General features: G+C 40.1%; 17 protein-coding genes. 2 read left to right on the forward strand and 15 right to left on the reverse strand.

The genetic code is table 11. The features are described from left to right. Positions 1-235: 235 nt before the first annotated feature. Positions 236-2410 carry a cation-translocating P-type ATPase gene (locus tag QZR70_RS03675; protein WP_295793199.1) on the reverse strand — a complete coding sequence of 725 codons (2175 nt, stop codon included), beginning with the start codon at positions 2408-2410 and terminating at the stop codon, positions 236-238. A gap of 335 nt (positions 2411-2745) precedes the next feature. On the opposite strand from QZR70_RS03675, the gene QZR70_RS03680 reads away from it, so the two are divergent. Next, complete coding sequence (locus tag QZR70_RS03680) at positions 2746-3399, forward strand: YigZ family protein (protein ID WP_295231313.1); 654 nt, start codon at positions 2746-2748, stop codon at positions 3397-3399. A 23-nt stretch (positions 3400-3422) separates the two neighbouring features. Here QZR70_RS03680 and QZR70_RS03685 read toward each other — a convergent pair whose 3' ends face one another. Beyond that, positions 3423-3611 carry a hypothetical protein gene (locus QZR70_RS03685; protein WP_227720963.1) on the reverse strand — a complete coding sequence of 63 codons (189 nt, stop codon included), beginning with the start codon at positions 3609-3611 and terminating at the stop codon, positions 3423-3425. Between the two features lie 196 nt (positions 3612-3807). On the opposite strand from QZR70_RS03685, the gene QZR70_RS03690 reads away from it, so the two are divergent. Next, entirely contained in the window at positions 3808-4698 is an 891-nt protein-coding gene (locus QZR70_RS03690) for a LysR family transcriptional regulator (protein WP_295231319.1), read from the forward strand. 126 nt (positions 4699-4824) lie between these two features. On the opposite strand, the gene QZR70_RS03695 is transcribed toward QZR70_RS03690, so the two are convergent. The 13 genes from QZR70_RS03695 to QZR70_RS03755 form a co-directional block, all read right to left on the reverse strand. After that, positions 4825-5775, reverse strand: coding sequence for a dihydroorotate dehydrogenase (locus QZR70_RS03695; protein WP_105090316.1), 951 nt, complete (start codon positions 5773-5775; stop codon positions 4825-4827). Further along, positions 5775-6542, reverse strand: coding sequence for a dihydroorotate dehydrogenase electron transfer subunit (locus QZR70_RS03700; RefSeq protein WP_295793202.1), 768 nt, complete (start codon positions 6540-6542; stop codon positions 5775-5777). Before QZR70_RS03700 ends, QZR70_RS03695 begins: the two co-directional genes overlap by 1 nt. Before the next feature lie 4 nt (positions 6543-6546). After that, positions 6547-9747, reverse strand: coding sequence for a carbamoyl-phosphate synthase large subunit (gene carB / locus QZR70_RS03705; RefSeq protein WP_295793204.1), 3201 nt, complete (start codon positions 9745-9747; stop codon positions 6547-6549). Between the two features lies 1 nt (position 9748). Next, positions 9749-10816 carry a glutamine-hydrolyzing carbamoyl-phosphate synthase small subunit gene (carA, locus tag QZR70_RS03710; RefSeq protein WP_295793205.1) on the reverse strand — a complete coding sequence of 356 codons (1068 nt, stop codon included), beginning with the start codon at positions 10814-10816 and terminating at the stop codon, positions 9749-9751. After that, positions 10816-12102: a dihydroorotase gene (locus QZR70_RS03715; protein ID WP_039969456.1), complete on the reverse strand. Its 1287-nt coding sequence runs from the start codon at positions 12100-12102 to the stop codon at positions 10816-10818. Before QZR70_RS03715 ends, carA begins: the two co-directional genes overlap by 1 nt. Next, positions 12086-13036 carry an aspartate carbamoyltransferase catalytic subunit gene (locus QZR70_RS03720; protein WP_105090313.1) on the reverse strand — a complete coding sequence of 317 codons (951 nt, stop codon included), beginning with the start codon at positions 13034-13036 and terminating at the stop codon, positions 12086-12088. Before QZR70_RS03720 ends, QZR70_RS03715 begins: the two co-directional genes overlap by 17 nt. A gap of 353 nt (positions 13037-13389) precedes the next feature. Next, complete coding sequence (locus tag QZR70_RS03725) at positions 13390-16677, reverse strand: ATPase (RefSeq protein WP_295793208.1); 3288 nt, start codon at positions 16675-16677, stop codon at positions 13390-13392. Positions 16678-16689: 12 nt separating this feature from the next. Then, the gene (gene whiA / locus QZR70_RS03730; RefSeq protein ID WP_105086207.1) at positions 16690-17637 is read right to left on the reverse strand and encodes a DNA-binding protein WhiA; all 948 of its coding nucleotides are present in this window, start codon (positions 17635-17637) and stop codon (positions 16690-16692) included. A gap of 15 nt (positions 17638-17652) precedes the next feature. Beyond that, complete coding sequence (yvcK, locus tag QZR70_RS03735; RefSeq protein WP_105086206.1) at positions 17653-19002, reverse strand: gluconeogenesis factor YvcK family protein; 1350 nt, start codon at positions 19000-19002, stop codon at positions 17653-17655. 12 nt (positions 19003-19014) lie between these two features. Continuing rightward, positions 19015-19929, reverse strand: coding sequence for an RNase adapter RapZ (rapZ, locus tag QZR70_RS03740; protein ID WP_105086205.1), 915 nt, complete (start codon positions 19927-19929; stop codon positions 19015-19017). Between the two features lie 12 nt (positions 19930-19941). Next, the gene (locus QZR70_RS03745) at positions 19942-20754 is read right to left on the reverse strand and encodes a Cof-type HAD-IIB family hydrolase (protein WP_105086204.1); all 813 of its coding nucleotides are present in this window, start codon (positions 20752-20754) and stop codon (positions 19942-19944) included. A 288-nt stretch (positions 20755-21042) separates the two neighbouring features. Further along, positions 21043-22254 carry a putative porin gene (locus tag QZR70_RS03750; RefSeq protein ID WP_295793215.1) on the reverse strand — a complete coding sequence of 404 codons (1212 nt, stop codon included), beginning with the start codon at positions 22252-22254 and terminating at the stop codon, positions 21043-21045. Positions 22255-22863: 609 nt separating this feature from the next. Beyond that, the coding region (locus QZR70_RS03755) for a hypothetical protein (RefSeq protein WP_295793217.1) at positions 22864-23960 on the reverse strand (1097 nt) is incomplete at its 5' end.

Consider the following 23960-nt stretch of genomic DNA (forward strand, 5'->3'; position numbering starts at 1 on the left):
CATTGACATTGAACCTCCTATGTTGAAATGTTGTGGTTGCCAGACCAACTTCATTTTATCACTAGGAGGTTCTTTCCTTTTCTCTAAGAAATTTTGCCAACCCCCAGTTTAACTGGGGGTTTAGTCATGCCTATTCGGCGTACATTTAAAATAAAGCACCTATACCATGGTATAGGTGCTTTATAAACTTTAATCAACTCTATCACATATTATATGTTATAAGATACAAATTAAATTAAATCTTAGCTCGTTTCAAACGAAGAGAGTTACCCACAACGGTTACAGAGCTAAATGCCATTGCTGTGCCTGCAATCATAGGATTTAATGCACCGATAGCAGCCAATGGAATACCAATGCAGTTAAAGATCAATGCCCAGAATAGATTTTGTTTAATATTAGTCATTGTCTTACGGCTGAGGCGTACTGCTTGTACTAGTGTGTGTAAGTCATTTCTTACAAGAACAATATCTGCTGCTTCTACAGCAATATCGGTACCACTGCCGATAGCAAAACCAATATCTGCAGTTACAAGAGCTGGTGCATCGTTGATACCATCACCAACCATCCCCACTACAAGGCCTTTATCTTGCAACTCTTTTACCTTGCTAGCCTTATCTTGAGGTAATACTTCTGCAATTACATGAGTGATACCTGCTTGTTTAGCAATATATTGGGCAGTACGACGATTATCACCTGTAAGCATCCACACATCAATACCTTGAGCATGTAATTCTTTTACAACATCAATTGTTTCTGGACGTAATTCATCTTCTACAGCCCATAATGCACTGATAACGCCATCTACAGCAAGAACGGATACAGATGCACCTTGTTCTTCATAGTGTAAAATATCATCTTGTACTGCACTTAAATCATAACCTAATTCAGACATCCATCGGCTATGGCCAAGTTGTACCGACACGCCTTGATAAGCGCCTTGCAAACCTTTACCAGGTACATCACCAAAGCTTTCAAGTTCTACAGCTTTACCTTTATAACCATGATCTTCGCCATAATAAACCATGGCCTTTGCAATTGGATGCGATGTACCACTTTCAAGGGCCATCATTAGGGACATATTTATACTTTCATCACCATTATAATTTTTGAAAGCCGTTACATCGAGAACACCTTGTGTAAGAGTGCCAGTTTTATCCATAACGATGGCATCGAGTTTACCAGCTTTTTCAAGATATTCTGCACTCTTGATGAGAACACCATGCTCCGCACCTAAGCCAGAGCCTACCATAATAGATGTTGGTGTAGCGAGACCAAGTGCACAAGGACAAGCGATAACAAGCACTGCTGTAGCATTAATGAGAGCTACATTAATAGAGTCACCCATAATGAAGTACCATACGAGGCCGGTCAAAACAGCAAGGCCAATAACGGCAGGCACAAAATATTGAGCAACAATATCTGCAATACGTTGAATGCTTGCTTTAGAGGTTTGCGCTTCCTCTACGACCTTGATGATTTGAGAGAGCATTGTATCAGAGCCGATACGTTTTGCTTCCATTGTGAAAGCACCGCTCAAGTTAATAGTCGCACCGATAACATCAGATCCCACTTGTTTTTCTACAGGCAAACTTTCACCGGTAAGCATAGCTTCATCTACAGTAGAATAGCCTTCAGTAATAGTACCATCTACTGGAATTTTTTCGCCTGCACGAACTTGTAAAATATCACCTGCTACAACCTTAGATGTAGGAATATCTACGAACTCACCGTCACGCAATACATGAGCTGTTGCTGGTTGCAAGGCAATCAATTTTTGAAGTGCTTCAGAGGTACGCCCCTTGGCAATTTCTTCTAAAAGTTTGCCAAGAAGAATGAATGTAATGAGCCAAGCTGAGGTTTCAAAGTAAATGCCATGAGGCCCAAGTTCTGGATGGAACTGCCAATTATAAATACTGAATAGATAAGCAACAGTCGTACCCATTACAACGAGAACATCCATGGTAAGGGCGCCATTCTTTACCGCACTCCACGCACTCTTATAGAACATAAGGCCAGGGCCGAACTGAGCAATGGTAGCAAGAATGAACTCTACCCATACTGGCAAGGCTTGAATGCCAAAACGATGTAATGTCATGTTAATCATCATCGGTACGGCCATACAAGCAGCAATGATAAGACGCGTAATATGAGGTTTTAAATTAACCTTTTCTATTTCTTGCTTCGTTTCATCTGCTTCTGCAGCGCAAAAACCAATATTCGTAATGGCATCGATAATTTGTTGTGGTTCTACAGTAGAACCATCTTTGTATTCTACGCTCCCCTTTCGAGTGAGTAGATTAACCTTTACAGATTCTACACCATCTATCTTTGAAACAACGTTTTCAACGCGCTTTACACAAGCAGCACAGTGCATACCTGTAATATCAAACTCTTGTTTCTTCTTACTCATCATATCACTTCTTTCTACTAGAATTTCAAAGATATATGTCCTATATATCTATATAAGTCATAAACTCATAGTATACATATCATACATCACTAACAGAATATTTTATAAACACGAATGATTTAATATATGAACACTTTTACATGAGTATTCATTCATACGTCTCTATTCCATAATAACATAAATTCTCATTACGTCAATATCCTACCAAATCTAGAGGGTTATTTCCTTTTTCTAGGGGAATTAGTCTCCTACTACCTATACATAGTATAAAAAAATAGATTATAATAAAGTGATGATGAATAAACATAAACTTTGATTCTAAAGGAGGTGAGTGTATGTGTGAATCAATAAGCCCTATAGTAGAATTCACTTCGGTAGCGAAGGAATTTCGCCATGAATATGTTGTGGAGAAATCACGTTTTATCACAACTGTATACCCTTGTTCTACAGAAGAGGAAGCGCAAGCTTTTATTAACCGCATCAACAAAGAATTCTGGGATGCCCGCCATAATTGTACTGCCTTTGCATTAGGCCCAAAGCAAGAGCAACAACGGTCTTCCGACAATGGTGAACCTTCTGGTACAGCAGGTAAACCTATGCTAGAAGTACTCAAAAAAACAGGTATTACCAATGTAGCGGTCGTAGTAACTCGTTATTTTGGAGGTATCAAATTAGGTGCAGGTGGTTTGATTCGTGCATACTCACACTCCGTTGCAGAAACCTTACGTCTTGCCCCTAAAGAACTACACACAACACGAACTCAGTTGCAGGCTACCATCGACTATTCCTTGTATGGAGCCATTGAAAGATATGTGCAAGATCAAAAATTACATTATGAAGCAAACTTTGGTGAGCATGTAGATATAACCATCTTAGTGCCACCTACTGATGTGGAGCGCATACAAAAAGAGCTCCAAGACATGAGTCATGGAGCTGCTACTTGTACTATATTAGATTCTATTGAAGTGGTACTACCGCTAGAACAATAATCTAACTGATACACACATAGTAATTAGTTTTCGCTATGAACTAAGCCACTTACGCCTTGAGCAAGTTCATGACGTTTTTCTGTAGTTAATGGATGAGGCCATACGCGTTCAAGTTGTTTTTTACGACTAACACCTGCATTATGTGCAGTCATTAATCTACGTGCTTCCCAGTTACGAATTGCTTTACTTAATGTTCTTTTTACTACGCCCATGATAGTACCTACTTTCTCAATCACTGTTATTATATTAAAAATTGTGATAAGGATAGAAAGTTTATTTTAAACACATTATTCTTTCTCTTTCCTTGATGAATATAGTATATACGCTATTTTATCAAATGTGAAATTACTGTTACTTAGTTCGTTATAATTTTTATTTATCTTATTTTGTGTATAATAGGGAGATTCTATGGATACATCTTACTACCACAATTTTATTACCCTCGTTCAAACGGGCAATATGACGCAGGCCGCAGAGATTCTTCATATTACACAACCAGCTTTAAGTAAACAATTAAAGTATTTAGAAGCTGAATTTGGAGCTCAACTCATCAATATCAAGCGCGGCCAACGAGGATCAAACTTACAACTAACTGATGCTGGTAAAATTTTCTATGAAAAAGCCCAACAACTATGCTCCATTGAAGAATCTACATATAATGCTGTACAACAGTTGAACTCACGTATTGAAGGTACGTTGCGAATCGCTACCTCTGCATCTCGCTCTACACCAATCGTGCAACAATATTTACCAGCCTTTTCCATGAAATACCCATCAGTTCACTTCGAAATCTACGAAGGACTAATGACTAATGTGGTCAATCAACTTATTAACGGTAATGCAGAGCTAGGAATTGCAAATATTCAAATGGTAGATACTGATAAATTTGATATCCTTCTCACCCAAGAGGAACACTTATATGCTATCTTCCGTCGTGATGTATTCTGGATAGGTCGTGAACATGATACCATCACATGGGATGATATCAAAAAGTGTCCATTATCCCTTTCTGGTGGATCTGTGCGAATGATTATGCAATCTAGTTTAACGGACATGGATCAACTGAATGCTGTTGCCATCACTACAACTAAGAGCTCTGCCATCGAATGGGCATCCTCTGGTAGAACTGTTTCTTTAGTTCCTATGGATGCAAAAGAGCTTATTAACCATCGTAAAATGGCCCGTATCAAGTTGCCAGAATTTTCAGGAGATTTTAAAAAAGCATTTATTACTCTCAAAGGGCATGCCTTATCCCCTGTAGCACAGCAATTTATTGATTTCTACAAAGCATATGTATAAGCCACACTATACTAATTCATATAGTATGGTATTTATAACTTATCGTATGAGATTTTGTACAGTTATGAACATTAATACAATACATACAAAAAGACCTAGTACATAATGTACTAGGTCTTCTTTTTACTATCCTTGATGGACAGCACCTACTATATCAGTAATGCTGTTAAGATTATATTGTTCCACATAATCGCCCATTTCTCGAGCAATACGAGAAATAGCTGTTGGGTCTACCATCGTAGCAACCCCAACTTGAACTGCTTGAGCACCAGCCATCATAAATTCAATAGCATCAGTACCAGTCATAATACCACCAAGGCCCATAATAGGAATATTAACGCCTTTATACACTTGGTGCACCATGCGAAGTGCTACTGGTTTTACAGCTGGACCAGATAAACCACCATAAATATTACCCAATACAGGTTTACGGCGATGGATATCTATGGCCATACCGAGAATGGTATTGATGAGACTGACCCCATCACCGCCACCAGCTTCTACAGCCTTTGCGATTTCCACAATATCGGTTACATTTGGTGAAAGTTTTACAATAACAGGCTTATCTGTTACCTTACGAACTGCTTTAGTTACTTGTTCTACTACCTTTGGATCTACACCAAAAGCCATACCTTCACAAGCAACATTTGGACAAGATACATTAACCTCTAGGCCCGCAATACCATCTACGGATAGAGTTTCTGCCATCCATGCAAATTCCTCTACCGTGCCAGCAGACATATTCGCTAACAATGGTACATCGTATTTCTTGAGGTCTGGCAAAATATCTGTTACAAAATGTTCTGCCCCAGGATTTTCAAGGCCAATACAGTTTAAGACACCAGACGGTGTTTCTGCGATACGAGTTCCTGGATTGCCGTGACGACCTTTAGGTGTTAAACCTTTTACGGAAATAGCACCTACTTCATTACTAAGGTCTAAATAACCAGCATACTCAGGACCATTACCAAAGGTGCCAGATGCGGCAATAATAGGATTTTTCATCTTAATACCGCAGTAATCAACAGCAAGCTTTGGATTAGGCGTAACGGTGTTATTTAAATCGCGTTCACTCATTAAAAGAACACCTCCTCAGCTGGGAATACAGGACCATCTTTACAAACTTTGTAACGTTTGCCACCTGCACCATCACAAGCACAACCTAAACAACCACCAGTGCCACAGCCCATACGTTCTTCAAGAGATACTTGGCAAGGAACGTTGAGATCTTTAGCTACTTGTGCCACACCTTTCATCATCGGTGTAGGACCGCAAGTCATAACAGATGTGAAAGTATTGCCATTAATCAACTCAGGCATGATTGCTGTAGGGAAACCTTTTGTACCTACGCTACCATCATCAGTCGTGATGTGTACTTTAACAGGCGTATTTTTGAATAGATCTGCCCAGAAGGTTTCGCTTTCATTTCTAAAACCAAGAATAACTTGTGCCTCTTCCCCTTCTTTCAAATGGGATGCGATACATAGCATTGGTGCAATACCAACGCCACCGCCAACGAGAAGCATATTCTTAGATGTTACAAATGGTTCACCTAAAGGTCCTAAACAATCTAGTGTATCGCCAGGTACGAGACGTGTCATAATTTCAGTCCCCTTACCTACGACGCGATACAAAAGGGTAATTATACCCTTTTGTGCATCGAATCCAGCATAGCTGATAGGGCGACGCAATAATGGCGCCGTAGAGTCCGCTACGCGAACATTACAAAACTGCCCTACCTTTGCTTCTGCTGCTTGTTTTGGTGCGTGAATATCCATAATCCACACATCAGAGCCTATTTGCTCATTGCGAACGACTTCGCCCTGTTCTACATAGCCACTCATGGTTTTACTCCAATTCAAAATCTTGTAATGCTTCTACATTGTAGTTAGCATCATCTTTACGATTAGCTACAACGCGCAATACTTCACGAGCTGTATCAAGGCTTGTTAAGCATGGTGTACCCATTTCTACAGCGAGACGACGCAATTGGAAGCCTTCACGTTCAGGGCGTTTACCTGCAGTCAGTGTGTTAAGTACAAGATCTACTTTATCTTGACGAATGTGGTCAGCACAGTTGTCATCACCTTCAGAGATTTTGTTAACTACCTTGCAGTCAACACCATGTTCTTTGAAGTATTTACCAGTACCGCCAGTTGCTTCGATGTGATAGCCCAATTCGATGAAGCCTTTTGCCAATTGGCTAGCTTCCTCTTTATCGCGGTCTGCTACGGTCATAAGAATTGTACCATCTTCTGGGATACGCATATTGGCACCATTGATAGCTTTAAACAATGCTTCAGAATAAGTACGACCAATACCCATAACTTCACCAGTAGATTTCATTTCAGGTCCAAGAGCGATTTCTACAAGGCCCATTTTGGAGAAGGAGAATACAGGTGCTTTTACAGCTACATATGGTTTATTAGGTACAAGACCGAGTGGCAAGCCCAAATCTTTTAAGCTTTCACCAAGAGCAATGCGTGTTGCACATTCTACCATATTGATGCCTGTAACCTTAGAAATGAATGGTACAGTACGGCTAGAACGAGGGTTAACTTCGATTACGTTAAGTTCACCATCAGCCACGATATATTGGATGTTAAGTACACCTTTAACATTAAGGCCTACTGCAATACGACGTGTATAGTCAACGATTTGATCAATCAATTCTTGGCTCAAATGTTGAGCTGGGTAAACGGCCATGGAGTCACCAGAGTGAACACCAGCACGTTCGATTTGTTCCATAATACCAGGAATACATACGTCAGTACCATCGGAAATAGCATCAACCTCTACCTCCATACCAACCATATAACGGTCGATAAGAACAGGATGTTCCTTGGAGGCTACTACAGCTTCCTTCATGTATACATCGAGCTCTTTATCGTTGTATACGATTTCCATAGCACGGCCGCCCAATACATAGGAAGGACGTACAATCAATGGATATTTCAAGTTTTTAGCTGCTGCTTGTGCTTCTTCATCAGAGGTTACAAGCGCACCTACTGGACGTGGAATACCAAGTTTTGCCAATAATTCATCAAAGCGTTCGCGGTCTTCTGCCATATCGATGCTATCTACGGATGTACCGAGGATTTTTACACCGCGCTTAGCCAATGGACCTGCCAAGTTAATTGCTGTTTGACCACCAAACTGAGCAATAACACCAGCTGGTTTCTCTTTCTCGATGATTTCCATTACATCGTCCACTGTTAATGGTTCGAAGTACAAGGAATCAGAAATATCGAAGTCTGTAGACACTGTTTCTGGGTTATTATTGATCATAATAGATTGGTAACCCGCTTTACGAAGTGCCCAAGAGGAATGTACGGAGCAGTAGTCAAACTCTACGCCTTGACCGATACGAATTGGACCGGAACCAAGTACGACAACGGATTTTTCACCGAGTGGTTTAACTTCGTCTTCTTGTGCATACGCACTGTAGTAGTACGGTGTTTTAGATTCGAATTCGGCAGCACATGTATCTACATATTTATATGTTGGAAGAATGTTCCATTCTTTACGTTTTGCACGAACCTCTTCTACAGTTGTATTAGCATAACGGGCGATAACAGAATCAGTGAAGGAATAACGTTTTGCTTTGCGCAATACATCTTCTGTTAAACCATGTTCAGCCAATGCCTTTTCTACATTAACAATGTTTTTGATTTTTCCAATAAAGAATGTATCAATTTTTGTAATGTAGTGAATTTTTTCTACACTAATGCCCTTGCGAAGTGCTTCTGCTACAACATAGATACGTTCATCATCTACTAAATGTAAACGTTCAATCAATTGTTCCATGGACTCATGAGAGATTTTCTTTAGCTCAATATGGTCTAAACCAATTTCCAAGGAACGAATTGCTTTAAGCAAGGAGCCTTCCAAGGAGCGATCGATAGCCATAACTTCGCCAGTAGCCTTCATTTGAGTGCCCAATGTGCGGTCTGCCAAATTGAATTTTTCAAATGGCCAACGTGGGAATTTCGTTACTACATAGTCAAGTGTAGGTTCGAAGCATGCTTTTGTTTCACCTGTTACAGCATTTGTAATTTGATCCAATGTCATGCCTACTGCAATTTTTGCAGCTACCTTCGCAATTGGATAGCCAGTTGCTTTAGATGCTAATGCAGAGGAACGGGATACACGAGGGTTTACTTCGATAACGATATATTCATTGCTATTTGGATTCAACGCGTATTGTACGTTACAACCACCTTCGATTTTCAAATAACGAATAATTTCTACAGAAGCAGTACGAAGCATTTGGTATTGAATATCGTTTAATGTTTGGCTTGGTGCCACAACAATGGAGTCACCAGTATGTACGCCTACAGGATCGATATTTTCCATATTACATACGATGATACAGTTATCTGCACTATCGCGCATTACTTCGTATTCGATTTCTTTCCAGCCTGCTACAGAACGTTCTGCTAGGATCTGGTGAATTGGTGAAAGTTTCAAACCACGGCGTGTAATTTCATACATTTCATCTTCATTATGCGCAATACCACCACCAGTACCGCCCAATGTGTAAGCAGGACGGATAATGATAGGATAACCAATGCGATTAGCAAAGGCTACCGCTTCTTCAAGATCGTTAAAGATATCGGATTCAGGAACTGGTTGATTGATTTCCTTCATCGCTTCTTTGAAGAGTTCACGGTCTTCTGCTTGTTTAATAGCTTCAAGTGTTGTACCTAGAAGTTTTACACCGTATTCTTCTAATACGCCAGCTTCAGACAATTGTACGGCCATATTAAGACCTACTTGGCCACCCAATGTAGCCAATAAGCCCCAAGGGCGTTCTTTTTTAATTACTTCTGTTACGAATTCAAGACTAATCGGTTCTACATATACGCGGTCTGCAATATCTGTATCGGTCATAATTGTAGCAGGATTGGAGTTAACCAATACTACTTTATAACCTTCTTCACGAAGGGAACGGCATGCTTGTGTACCAGCATAGTCAAACTCTGCAGCTTGGCCGATAATAATTGGACCAGAACCAATTACAAGTACTTTTTTTGCTTCTGTGGTCATATTATTTTCCCTTTCTCATTAAGTCTTCAAATTCGTCAAATAAATATAGATTATCAGTAGGTCCTGGGGATGCTTCTGGATGATATTGTACAGAGAAGATAGGTAATTCTTTATGACGCATACCTTCTACAGTACCATCATTTACACTGCGATGTGTAATTTCTACAAAGTCTGGCAAGGAAGTATCATCTACTGCATAGCCATGATTTTGAGATGTAATATATACGCGGCCTGTACGTAAATCTTGTACTGGATGGTTAGAGCCCCGGTGACCAAATTTTAATTTAAATGTTGTACCACCATAGGCTTGAGCCAATACTTGATGGCCCATGCAAATGCCGAAGATAGGCTTTTTACCGAATAATTTCTTTACTTCTTCTACAGCATAGCCAAGATCTTGAGGATTTCCAGGGCCGTTAGATAAGAATACACCATCTGGATTTGCTGCCAATACATCTTCAGCCTTAGCATCTGCAGGGAATACTGTTAGACGACAACCAGCTGCTTCTAAAGAGCGAAGGATATTTTCCTTTACACCATAGTCCATTACAGCTACATGGAACTCTGCATTTTTATCGCCACGCATACCTTGCCATTTTGTAGTTACACGCATAACTTGATCTGTTGGCAAGTCTTGTTTAAATAATTTTTGAATATCTTCCATAGGGTAATCAGAACGTACAAGTACGCCTTTCATTACGCCATGGTTACGAAGTACACGTGTAATAGCACGTGTATCTACATCATAAAGGCAAGGGATGCCGTGTAAACGAAGATACTCGCTAAATAAGCCTTCATTTTGCCAGTTAGATGGGAAATCACACAGTTCTCCTACGATAAAGCCTTTACAATATGGTTTAGGGCCTTGAGTAATAGCATTCAATGTACCATAATTACCGATCAAAGGATATGTTAATGTAATAATTTGATCCGCATAGGATGGATCAGTCAAGATTTCTTGATACCCTGTCATACCTGTGTTAAATACAACTTCGCCTACTGTTGGAGCGCCACCTAATAAGGAACCTTCAAACACGGAACCATCTTCAAGAACTAACTTGCCTTTCATTATAAGACTACGCCCTCCTTCATAACTACTTTGCCATCAACTACTGTGAGTTTGGCCTTACCTGTAACAGTCATACCATCAAATGGGCTGACTTTGCCTTTTGTATAGAATTTATTTCGATCTACTGTCCATTCTTCAGTTGTAGAGAATACAGTAATATCTGCTGGTTTACCAACTTCAAGAACACCTGCATCAAGACGCATTAATTCAGCTGGACGTGTACTCATATAGTACACAACTTGGTCAATGCTGAGTTTATCTGGACCATACGCATTGGTAATAACCGCTGCTAAAGATGTTTCGAGACCACTGAAACCATTAGGAGCACAGCAGAACTCATGGTCTTTTTCTTCATATGCATGCGGTGCATGGTCTGTAATAATTGCATCGATTGTGCCATCTTTCAAGCCTTCTAATAATGCTTGACGATGATCTTCGGAGCGAATTGGAGGAGCCATTTTAAACGCTGGATTGTATTCGCGTAAATATTCATCTGTGAAAGATAAATGTTGGCTTGTAACTTCACATGTTACATTAAGACCTTTTGCTTTTGCGCGACGAACCATATCCACTGTATTTTTACTACTTACGTGTGCAATATGAATGTGACCGCCTGTCATTTCAGATAACAAAATATCACGAGCAACCGCTAAATCTTCAGCTACTGCAGGACGACCAATAACACCTAGTTCATAGGAAACGATACCTTCATGCATATGACCATTTTTAGTCAATGTAATATCTTCTGCATGGTCGATAACCATTTTATTAAACATGGAGGAGTATTCTAAGGCACGACGCATAAATGCAGCATTTTCTACATAATGGCCATCATCGGAGAAAGCTACTACACCAGCTTCAGCCATATCGCCCATTTCAGCAAGTTCCTTACCTTCTAGGCCTTTGGATACAGCACCAATAAATTCTACTTTCACAACGCCAGTGAGTTCAGCCTGTTTTTGTAAACCTCTTACAAGTGCAGCATTATCTACAACTGGGTTTGTATTAGCCATAGTGACTACACGTGTGAAACCACCAGCAGCAGCCGCTTGTGTACCAGAGTGGAAATCTTCTTTAGCTTCTTGGCCTGGTTCACGCAAATGTGTGTGAATATCGATAAGACCAGGTGCTACGATAAGACCTGTTGCATCATATACTTCAGCGCCTTCAGCACTTAAGTTTTGACCGATGGCTGCAATTTTACCATCTTTTACGAGAACGTCTGCTACTTCGTTTTGTTTTTTTGCCGGATTAACTACCGTACCATTTTTAATAAGCAAGCTCACTACCGTCACCTCCGATAATAGTTAAGTACAATACAGCCATACGTACAGCTACGCCATTACGTACCTGTTCTTGAATTACGGATTGATCAGAATATGCTACATCTGGTGCAATTTCAAGGCCACGGTTCATAGGACCTGGATGCATTACCATCACATCATCTTTAGCCAATTTCAATACATCATTGTTAATACCAAAGATACGTGCATATTCTCTATTTGTAGGATACAACGCAGAATGAATACGTTCTAATTGAATACGAAGTACGTTAACCACATCTGCATCAGCCACTGCTTCACGAATATCGTGGTGTACGGTAACACCTAATTTTTCGAGCTCTGGATATACCATAGTACGAGGACCAGCCAAATGTACTTTAGCACCCATTTTAGTAAGGCCATAAATATTAGATCTTGCTACACGGCTATGCATAATATCGCCTAAGATAACAATTTTTAAGCCTTCAATAGATTCTTTTTTCTCTAAGATAGAATACATATCTAACAAAGCTTGTGTCGGATGTTCATGAGCACCATCACCAGCATTGATAATGATAGGATCTACTGCTTTAGTCGCGTATAGAGGAGCCCCTTCTGCACTATGACGCATTACGATAGCATCTGTGCCCATATAGGACATAGTTAGCAAGGTATCGCGGAAGCTTTCACCTTTCCCCATGGAAGAACCGCTTGGAGAAAGATTAATAACGTCAGCCCCTAAATATTTACCGGCCAATTCAAAGGAACTACGGGTACGAGTACTAGGCTCCATAAAAAGGTTAATAATGGATTTCCCCTTTAAAAGTGGAACCTTCTTATCATCAGAAAGAACGATTTTCTTCATTTTCTTTGCCACATTCAAAATCAATTTGATTTCTTCAGGTGACACATTTTGCAAACCCAATAAATGTTTGCCTTTTAGGCTAACTTGTCCCATGATTTCCTCCTAACTCACGTAACAAAAAAGACCTTTTGCCCAGGGCAAAAGGTCAAATAGTTTGCACAAAGAAGCCCTTATGGGGGCGCTTCAACTATATTCCTTTCTCAGCCTCTCTGGACTAAATTAAAAGGTTTTGTACTATGCAATGGTCTCTCGTACCATAGGTGCATTTTCTTTATTTATTGTACTGAATCTGCCCTTGAAAGTCAATGTAAAAGCGAAAGTTCATAAGTATTTTAAAAAGAGGACAAGCCCAGTAAAGTGGCTTGTCCTCTCTATACTTACATCATTATCCGAATCCCCAAAATCTATAATTAGACATTAATAGCTTTTATTATTATGATTATGAATTATCGATTCATAGGATACAATCTTGGTGGATTTTGATCATCATTTTGTTGATCTTGCTGTGAACCATAAGGTGCTTGATCTTGTTGACCATTAGTCATTGGATTTTGTTGTGCATATTGTTGATTTTGTTGAGGTTGACGTTGATCACGACGACGTGTATTTTGAGATGCAGTCGGTCTTGGTTTAGTCAATTCATCAATAGATACAGCATTCGGAATCGTTACGGAAGGAGTATCTTCGTGGACGTCATCAAGTTCACTGAAGGAAGGTCCTGTCTTAGCTGCTTGGGCAGCCTTACGTTCTGCCTCAATTTGTTGACGTGCAAGCTCTGCACGACGACGAGCATTTTCTTGCTGTTCTTTGACACGTTGAATTGCTTCAGCTCGTTCTTTTGCTTTACGTTCCACTTCAGCTTGTGCAAGTGCCTGTTGACGAGCTTCTTCTGCTTTGCGTTCCGCTTCTAAATGAGCTTGGTAGCGTTCTTCAGCAATACGTTTTGCCTCTGCTGCTTGACGTTCAGCTTCTGATCGTTCTGCAGCCAATCTAGCTTGTTCAGCCTTACGTGCCTCAGCAGCTATACGAGCTTCTTCGGCTTTACGCGCTTCTTCTGCTCGTCTAGCTTCTTCTATGCGACGAGCTTCCTCTGCTCTACGAGCTTCTTCTGCACGTTTCGCTTCGGCTGCGATTCGAGCTTCCTCAGCCTTACGAAGTTCTTCTGCCCGTTTTGCTTCAGCTGCGATTCGAGCTTCCTCTGCCTTACGTAATTCTTCCTGACGTTTTGCTTCAGCAGCAACGCGGGCTTCTTCGGCTTTACGGGCCGCTTCAAGACGTTCTTGTTCCGCCTTGCGTTGTGCCTCAAGTCTAGCTACTTCTAAGCGACGTGCTTCTTCTGCGCGGCGTGCTTCTTCTGCCTTACGCGCTTCTTCAGCTTTACGGGCCGCTTCAATTCTTGCCTCTTCAGCCTTACGCGCTTCTTCTGCACGTTTAGCCTCTGCTGCAACACGAGCTTCCTCTGCTTTACGGGCCGCTTCGATTCTTGCCTCCTCAGCCTTTCTCGCTTCTTCTGCACGACGTGCTTCTTCAGCTTTTCTTGCCGCTTCAATACGTTGTGCTTCTAAGGCTGCTTTTGCTTCTGCCGCTTTACGAGCATCTTCTTGACGTTTTGCTTCTAACGCAGCCTGTTCAGCTGCACGTTGGGCTTCTAATGCAGCTTTCGCTTCGGCCGCTTTACGTGCTTCTTCGGCACGACGAGCTTCCAATGCTTCTTGTTCTGCTTTTCGTTGTGCTTCTAAGCGAGCTTTTGCTTCTGCAGCTAAGCGTTCTTCTTCAGCTTTTTTAGCTTCTAATGCAGCCTTTTCTGCTGCCCGTTGTGCTTCAAAACGAGCCTTAGCTTCAGCGGCTTGTCTAGCTTCTTCTGCCTTTCGTGCTGCTTCAATACGAGCCGCTTCAATTCTACGTTCTTCTTCAAGACGTTTTGCTTCGGCCGCTACACGAGCTTCCTCCGCTTTACGTGCTGCTTCTAAACGATCGGCTTCGGCCTTTCTAGCAGCTTCAATACGCGCCATTTCAGCTTTACGTTCTTCTTCGGCCTTACGAGCTTCAGCTACCTTTCGATCAAGCTCAGCTTTTCTTTCTGCCTCTAAGCGTTTAGCCTCTTCTGCTTGTCGCATTTCCTCAGCCTTTTTCGCTTCTAAGGCCGCTTTGTCTTTAGCAGCTTGCGCCTCTTGAGCAGCCTTCAACTCGGCAGCCTTACGATCAGCTTCAGCTTTCTCAGCCATTTTACGCTCAATTTCAGCATGTTTAGCTTCTGCAGCCTTGCGTGCTATTTCTGCTTTTTCGGCAGCTAATTTAGCTTCTTCCGCTTTTTTACGAGCTAATGCTTCCTCAGCTTCTTTCGCTTTTTTAAGTTGTGCCTCTTTTTTAGCATCAGCAGCTGCTTTATCGCTCAATTTTTTTGTTTCTTCGTGAGCAATTGTTTCTGCCTGTTTTGCAGGAGTCATAGTAGATTTAGATGTATCTACAGTACCCTTATTGCTATCTTTACCATTGATAGGACCTACAGGAATTTGTGTACCACTTTGAGTTGGATGCCCCAAACTGTCTGTTACATCTTTTGGTACATTGACCGCAATAGTCTGATGTTTTTGTGGATTTGCAAGAGATTCAGGAATCAATAAGAATCGTATTGGCAAATTAGATGCACCTGCCGGCATGAAGTTTAATGTTAACAAATCGCCTGCATTATAATTACCCATAAGACGGCTATCTAATATAGTACCGTCCCCTAGTGCAGTAATCCCATCAGCACCACCGATATGATAGGTACGCGTATCGGTTTGACCTCTACGGGCACCTTGTTGATGAAGTGCTTTTACCGTAAAGGAGCCAGAATATGGCCCACCAAGAGGGTTAAAATACAATCTAAACGGTTCATTACCCTTTGTAGGAATTTTTAAAGTGTATGAAACACCATAGTTACCACGGTCACGAACAAATGCTTTATTTTGCATTTCATCTACACCATTGATAAAGGCATCCTCACGGTCATTACCAACTTCAACAAAAGCACCGCCTAAAGCAGTATCAAAAGGCGTGGTAACCTCCATATTACGCTTAGAACCAGTATATGTACCGCGCAATTGAATTTCATCAATAGGTAAGTTCTTAGCCCAATGTGATGCATCAACGGCGTCCATGCCCATAGGTAGCATCATAACGCGAGCAAAGATTGGCGCCTCTGTTTTAATATCTACAATGCCTGTAAATAATGCATCTTGATATACCGGTGTATTTTCTAAATCAGTAAAGATTAATTGTCGACCTTGGGGCGGAATGCTTAGCGAATATAAAGGTCTCGCATTAGGACTTTCATCTAAAGGATGCTCTAAATCCTTGCGGGATAAATCGCGACCAGCAGCAAAATAATCTGGCGTTGCCACAGATTTAAGCTGTCTCATTACATGAACAGTATTAGGATATGCCGTTTGATTTTCTAGTACAATAGCAATCTTATGGGGTTGATCCATTTCATTTACGTGATAAAAATAAATACGGCCATTCCCATTAATGGTACCAGCACTAAGTGTACCGCCTACTGGGCCTACATATTCAGGGCTATCCGATAATAGCAATGTATCCGTTTGAGACACCAAGCTTGGTGGCAACGGAGAAAACTGAAAATATCCAATTGATTGTAAATCTATATCACGAGCCTCTACATGGCCTGTAAGCGCAGCCATGGCGGCCATGGCCGCAGCTACACAATATTTTGATTTATAAGAAAACATATATTAATACCTCTATATTTCTTCAAGCCCCATAGGGTCATACGTAAGTGCTAATGCTTCGATTTTCTTTAAACGATGGCCAATACCCGACTTGGATAATTCGCCATCCATCAATTCTTCTAGCTCTTTTAAGCTCGCTTCTGGATTGTCCCATCTCAGTCTGGCTACAATCCTCAACTTGTCAGGCAATGCATCAATGCCAATTTCTCTATCGATGATTCGAATTGCTTTTACCTGACGTACTGCAGCATCTACAACCTTTTGTAAATTAGCGGTCTCACAGTTTACTTGCCGATTGATTTGATTTCGCACAGTCTTCATAATGCGCACATTTTCAAACTCCATCAAGGCTGATTGAGCCCCCATAATCTGCAAGCAATTCGTTACTGCGTCGCCTTCTTTAAGATATACTACATACTCTTCCTTACGCTCAGTCAAACCTGCATGAATATGAAATAACCGCAATACATGTATAATTTCCTTTGCAAAATTCTCATTCCCCGTCATAAACTCAAGATGATAATCACTTTGTGGCTTATTAACAGATCCTCCACCTAAAAAAGCACCCCGTAAAAAAGCACGTCGTGCCTCCATAGATTTAAGCCAACTACGAGGAATTTGTTCAGTTACAGGCCATAAAGCAAGATCTTCTAAAGCCTGTCGCCCTTCTATGGATGGCTCCACAGATAAGGTATACATATTTTTCTTACGCAAGTTAAGCCCTTGTCGTACTAATACATTGGTAGGCAATTCATATTGTTTCTTTAAGATGCCTAACAAGCGACGAGCTACTGCATTATTTGCAGTAGCTAATCTAATACCAACAGCGCCCTTCATCCCTAAAATGATAGATCCACCCATGCGCAATAAGCAAGACGCTTCAATTTTCATGGCCACATCTGCATCACTAGAGGATTCATATTGGCATAATTCATTTTTTACATCTTCAGCAAATGACATAGGTATCCCTTCTCATTAATGATCATCTCGTTGGAGATAATACTCTAAGATATGTGGTTCAGTATCCGATTGCATGGCGTGAACAATATCCATAATTACTTTACCCAACCGTTCTGGATCATGAACAGCTGGCTTTTTCGGACTAATTAAAGTAGCCCGAATCGTGCGAATCCCTTTAGCTTGTAGTTTCTTAGTATCTAATGCTACAGGCTCTGAACCTACGGCACTATATTGTTCTACCATTTGAATTGGTAGTGGACCATCGTTTGCCAGTACGGTATCTACAATACCTTCCCCACCATGAGCGATGAGTGCCTCCACATGATCACTAAGCGTATAACCTGAAGTTTCTCCAGGTTGAGTCATAACATTGGCAATATAAATTTTATTTGCCTTACTAGCACGTATATGAGATGCAATTTTATCAGTTAACAAGTTTGGAATGATACTTGTATATAAACTACCCGGTCCAAAAATGATGACATCTGCTTCATCGATAGCACGTAACGCAGCACCTTCCGGCTTTGGTTGCGCCGGTTCGCTATACATATGGCGAATGGTTTTACCAGAGTTTGGAATATTACTTTCACCTTCTACAATGGTACCATCTGTCATCTCAGCTACCAATTTAATGAACTCTGTAGATGAAGGAATTACACGACCGCGTACACGTAGTAATTTACTAGCTGCTTCAAGTGCTTCCTCCACATCGCCATCGTATACTTGAGCAAGTGCTGTAATAAAGAGATTGCCAAAACTATGTCCAGATAGCTCATTTTCCCCTTCAAAGCGGTAGCGGAAAAGATTTTCCATAACCCCTTCTTGTTCTGCTAATGCGACCAAGCAGTTTCGTAAGTCACCAGGGGCAATCATTTTAAAATCTTCCCGTAAACGACCTGATGAACCACCATCGTCAGCTACTGTAACAATAGCTGATAAATTAGATGTGTGTGTTTTCAATCCACGCAATAGATTAGACAATCCTGTACCACCGCCGATAACAACGATTTTAGGACCTTTATCGAGGCGTATATTTTGGAAAATAATATCTGACACCTTACTATCAGGATTAGGTAATACAGCACGAATAATCGTTTTAATAACCTTACTCGTACCGATTAACATTAACACAGCGCCAATCGATAGTACAACAGCGCCTACAGCAATGAGCACATTATAATTGTAAAAGCCCGTCATATTATAAGAAAAGGCTAATACAATATCTTCAAGAACGGCAAGCCATTGATAATTAAATATCAATGAAATGCCTATGATTAAAAGACCTACACCACAACTAAATAGGGCAAGCCAACGTTTTATATTTAGGCCCGGAATAAGCCACCGAAACCATCTTTTTCGCAACATATGAACCCCTATCTAGTTACCAAATGTTTTAATTTCATGAGGATTATAATCTTCTTCTACATTATTTTTCATCATATCTCGATGTTCTACAGAAACGCGATAGCCGTTTTCTAATAGATGCGAATATAATGCTTCTGCCATAGCCACAGATCGATGCATACCACCTGTACAGCCTACAGCAACGATAAATTGAGACTTCCCTTCTTGTTCATAATTAGGAACAAGAAAATCAATGGTATCAAAATAACGCTTTTTAAATTCCTCTGTAACTTCAAAAGAATGAATATATTCATTTACAGCTTTCACACGACCTGTTTTATGACGGAAATCTGGAATGTAGAATGGGTTTGGTAAAAATCGAACATCCCAAACCATATCCGCATCCAATGGTAATCCATATTTAAAGCCAAAGCTTACAACTGTAATAGACATGCCATGTCCTTCGTCAACTTGAGTGAATCGAGTTTTTAAATACTCTTTGAGGCTCGCAGTTTTCATATTCGTTGTATCAATAATGAAGTCTGCTTTATGTCGTACAGAATTTAATATCTGACGTTCTTCTTTCAAACCTGTAGTGATCATCCCATCTGGAGCCAGTGGATGGCTGCGACGACTTTCTTTATATCGTCTAATTAACGTCTCATCTGTAGCATCCATAAAGACAATTTCATAATCTACCTTCATTTCTCTTAATGTTTCAAGAGATGATGAAAGGGCTTCAAAGAATTCACCACCGCGAATATCTACAACTAAAGCTACACGGTTTGTACGTTCTCCACCTTGTCGACAAATTTCACTTAGCTTAGGAATCAGTATAGGAGGAATATTATCAATACATAGATAGCCCATATCCTCTAATGCTTGTAGAACCTGAGTTTTGCCGGCACCAGACATGCCTGTAACAATTAATAAACGAAATGCTTCCATAGTTTTACTCCATTATAAAAGATTCTTTTCTATCCAGTGAGCTACACCATCTTCATTATGATGACCACATACTTCATTAGCCACAGATTTTACATGTTCTGTTGCATTTGAAACAGCTACCGAATATCCCGTTTCACTTAACATAGAAATATCGTTCTCTGCATTTCCAAAGGAAACTATATTTTCAAGACTAAGATTATTATCTAGAGCTAATTGAGCTAATGCACGCCCTTTTGATACATTCGGTGCAGTGATTTCGAGGAAATCTCGTTGACTACGCACTAATGTAACTTGATTACCAACTAATGGGGTCAAGATATCAATAATTCTATCGATTCCTTCTTCTGTATCGATAGCAATGAGCTTATTGGGTTCTGAAGAAAGTGTATAAATTGTATCACCTAAAAACTCAGCTACAGCCCCTGTTTGCTGTTCATAATGATCGGATTGCCAATTTTTATGATGACACAGTAAATGATCATCTACGTACGATTGTATATGCCAACTATATTGTTGACCGAGTTGAAAAACACGATATACGACATCTATAGGAACAGTTTGTTCAAATAGCTTATATCCCGTTTCTAACTCCTGGATTAAACCACCAGAGAACAGTATCATAGGAACATTACCAAGTTGTAATGCTAATCCAATTGGTTTTGCCGTTTGATACATGCGTCCAGTTGCAATTGTTATACCAATTCCCTTCTGCTGCAAGCGATGCAATACATCAACTGTATACGCAGAAACTGTATTATCACTTCGAACTAACGTCTCATCACAATCGATGGCTACCATTTTTATATGAGAAAAAGAAGGATTCATTCTTACCTCCTTCACAAGAAAATCTAATACTCTTTATTATACCATTTATAATACTTATATAGATAGAAATATACAGTAATCCTCTATCAAAAATATTTTACTTCTCCCAGTAACAGAGCTTATAAATCACAAAATAAAAGATAAGTATTATTTGTATATAAGTTGATCTTTAATTATCAAAATTGCATAATAAAAGGCATTCTATATCAATTTGTTATAGGAATCTATAGATTATTCATAAAAAAAGAGACTCCCGAAGGAGTCCCTTTTATATGGTTAACTATCAAATTAGAATTTGTAGTTAAGGTCTGCACGGTAGAAGTCGTTAAGATCAGCACCGTCTTGAGTTTTCCAGTCGAAACCGTAGTTAGCGGACAAGCCAACGTTGTTTTGCAATGCATAGTTAACGGAAGCCATCCAACCTTTAGCATTTGTAGTGTAAAGGTGGTTGTAAGTAGTATCAACGATAGGAGCGTTAGCTTTAGCGTTGAAGTATTGGCCTTTAACATCCCAAGAACCTTTTTTAGCGATGTTGTAGTCGCCAAAGCCAAGACCTGCAGTCCAAGCTTGAGATTCATCAACGTGGGAGTCTTTCAACCATTCGCCACCAACCCAAACTTTGTCGAAGTTAGCATCAGCGTTGAAGCCGTAGATATTTTTGTAACCATTAGTGCTATCTTGGTTTACACGATCGTAGAAACCACCAACCATAGTGTGTTTACCTACTTTACCTTTTAAGCCAAGGTAAGTGTTAGTTACGTTTTGGTCTTTAGTTAAGCCAGCTGCTTCGCCGGATACCATGTAACCGTAAGCTGCTTGAGCCATAATTTTGTCGTTACCAGCGTTCAATTGAGCACCGTCGAAAGTACCGTCAAATGCTAAACCGCCACCGATAGTTTGGCCGAAACGACCAGCTTTCAAGGATACGCGTTCGCCGAATTTATGGTTTACATAAGCGCGATCGATTGTAGCATTGGAGTTACCACCGTTTTGGGAGTTACCCAATTCGAAGTTACCAGAAGTCAAACGAACAACTGCGTCAGTGCGATCGTTTACTTTTGCATTGAATTGTACACGAGCACGAGCGTCGAATTTGGATTTAGCATGTTCAGCATCTTGGTAACGAAGACGAGCATCACCAGTAACTTTTACGTTACCTACGCGGTCTTCCAAGCGAGCTACACGAACGCCCAAGTTGTTCAATTCGTTGGAGAATTCATCAGCCAAACGGTTGATCATAGCTTGTTGTTCAGCGTTAGCGCGGTCTTGGTTAGCCATAGCTTTAGCTACCATTTGAGCCATTTCGTAACGAGTGATGTTGTTTTGGCCTTTGAAAGTGCCATCTGGGTAACCATTAACGATACCAGCGTTTGCCAATTGGGAAACTGCTTGGTATGCCCAAGAATCTGGAGTTACATCGGAGAATGGGTTAGCTGCGAATGCAGTAGTTACACCCAAAACTGCTGTTGCTGCGAAAATTGCTGCGAATTGTTTTTTCATAGTTGAATTCCTTCTTTCTGAAAAAAATAGAAATATTAAATGTTACAAGTCATAACATTCACATTCTACTCTGTTCTTCAGATTAAGAATTTTTGGGAGTGTCCACGTTTCCTCGCCACATTCTACATCGAAGTTCTTCGTTTCATGTGTTTGTTACTTCTTGTAGGGTGATATTAGCACAACCTAATTTTCGTGTAAACCCTTTTTTCTCAATTTCATTCTCATTATAAAAATTTTATAATTTAAAATGACCCAAAATTCAGATTTTATCTGGTTTTATAAGGTCTATTTTTTTTCACTAAAAAAATCAAATTTATCTTTTTTCATACCAAATGAGATTTATTATCATATATATTATTAAGTTTTACTAATTAATGATACTATTATTAATTAGTATATACCCATTTTATGCATAAATGGTTCATAAACACCTCATACAATATATTGTGTGATAGATCTATATATATACTAATCAAATTAATTTTTAACGTTCACTATATATAGATTTATTTTACTATATATATACTATTATATACAAAAGAAAATATTACCGATTTATATGCAACAAAAAAAGACTTCCGAAGAAGTCTTTTTTTGTTTGTGAGGGAATTAGAATTTGTAATTTAATTCTGCACGGTAGAAATCGGAAAGATCGTTACCTTTTTGGTCTTTAGAGTTGAAACCATAACCAGCAGATAAGCCTACGTTATCTTGTACTGCGTAGTTTACGCTAGCCATGTAACCTTTGTAACCATTAGATGTATTTGTTAAGTCATATGCTTGGTCCCAAGTGGAGCTTACGATTGGAGCGTTAGCTTTTTGGTTGAAGTATTGACCTTTCACATCCCATGTACCTTTTTTAGCGATGTCGTAGTTACCATAACCAACACCAGCTGTCCAAGCTTGGGAATCATTTACGTTGGAAGCTTTTAACCATTCACCACCAACCCAAACTTTATCTTTACGGAAGTCTGCATTGAAGCCGTATACGTCTTGGCCATCAGAGCTTACTGTGGAACCGTTATGGTTCAAGTTACCGCTAGATAATTTAGAGTAGAAACCACCAACTGTGGATTCTTGACCAACTTTACCTTTAACACCTACATAAGCTACGGAAGGGTTATCGGATTTGGAGTTACCATCAGCAGCACCGGCCATCATGTAACCATAAGCACCTTGTACTTGAACTTTGTCATTACCTACGTTCAATTGAGCACCATCAAATGTATCATCGTACATTAAACCGCCACCAATTGTTTGTTGGAAACGACCACCTTTAGCAGATACTCTATTACCAAATTTGTGATCTACATAAGCACGATCAATTGTTGCATCAGCACCTTTTGTAGAATCACCGAATTCGTAATTACCTTTTACACGAACAACAGCTTCAGTTTTATCATTTACTTTACCGTTGAATTGAACACGTGCACGGCCATCTGTTAAGGATTTACTGTTATTTTTGTAAACGCCTTTATCTTCAGAACCTTGGTAACGGATACGAGCATCACCAGTTACTTTTACATTACCTACACGGTCTTCCAAACGAGATACGCGAACGCCTAAGCTGTTCAACTCATTGGAGAACTCGTCAGCCAAGCGATTAATCATTGCTTGTTGTTCTGCATTAGCACGATCTTGGTTAGCCATTGCTTTAGCTACCATTTGAGCCATTTCATAACGAGTGATATTGTTTTGGCCTTTGA

Origin of the sequence: uncultured Veillonella sp. (assembly GCF_900545205.1) — a bacterium.
Lineage (GTDB): Bacteria > Bacillota > Negativicutes > Veillonellales > Veillonellaceae > Veillonella.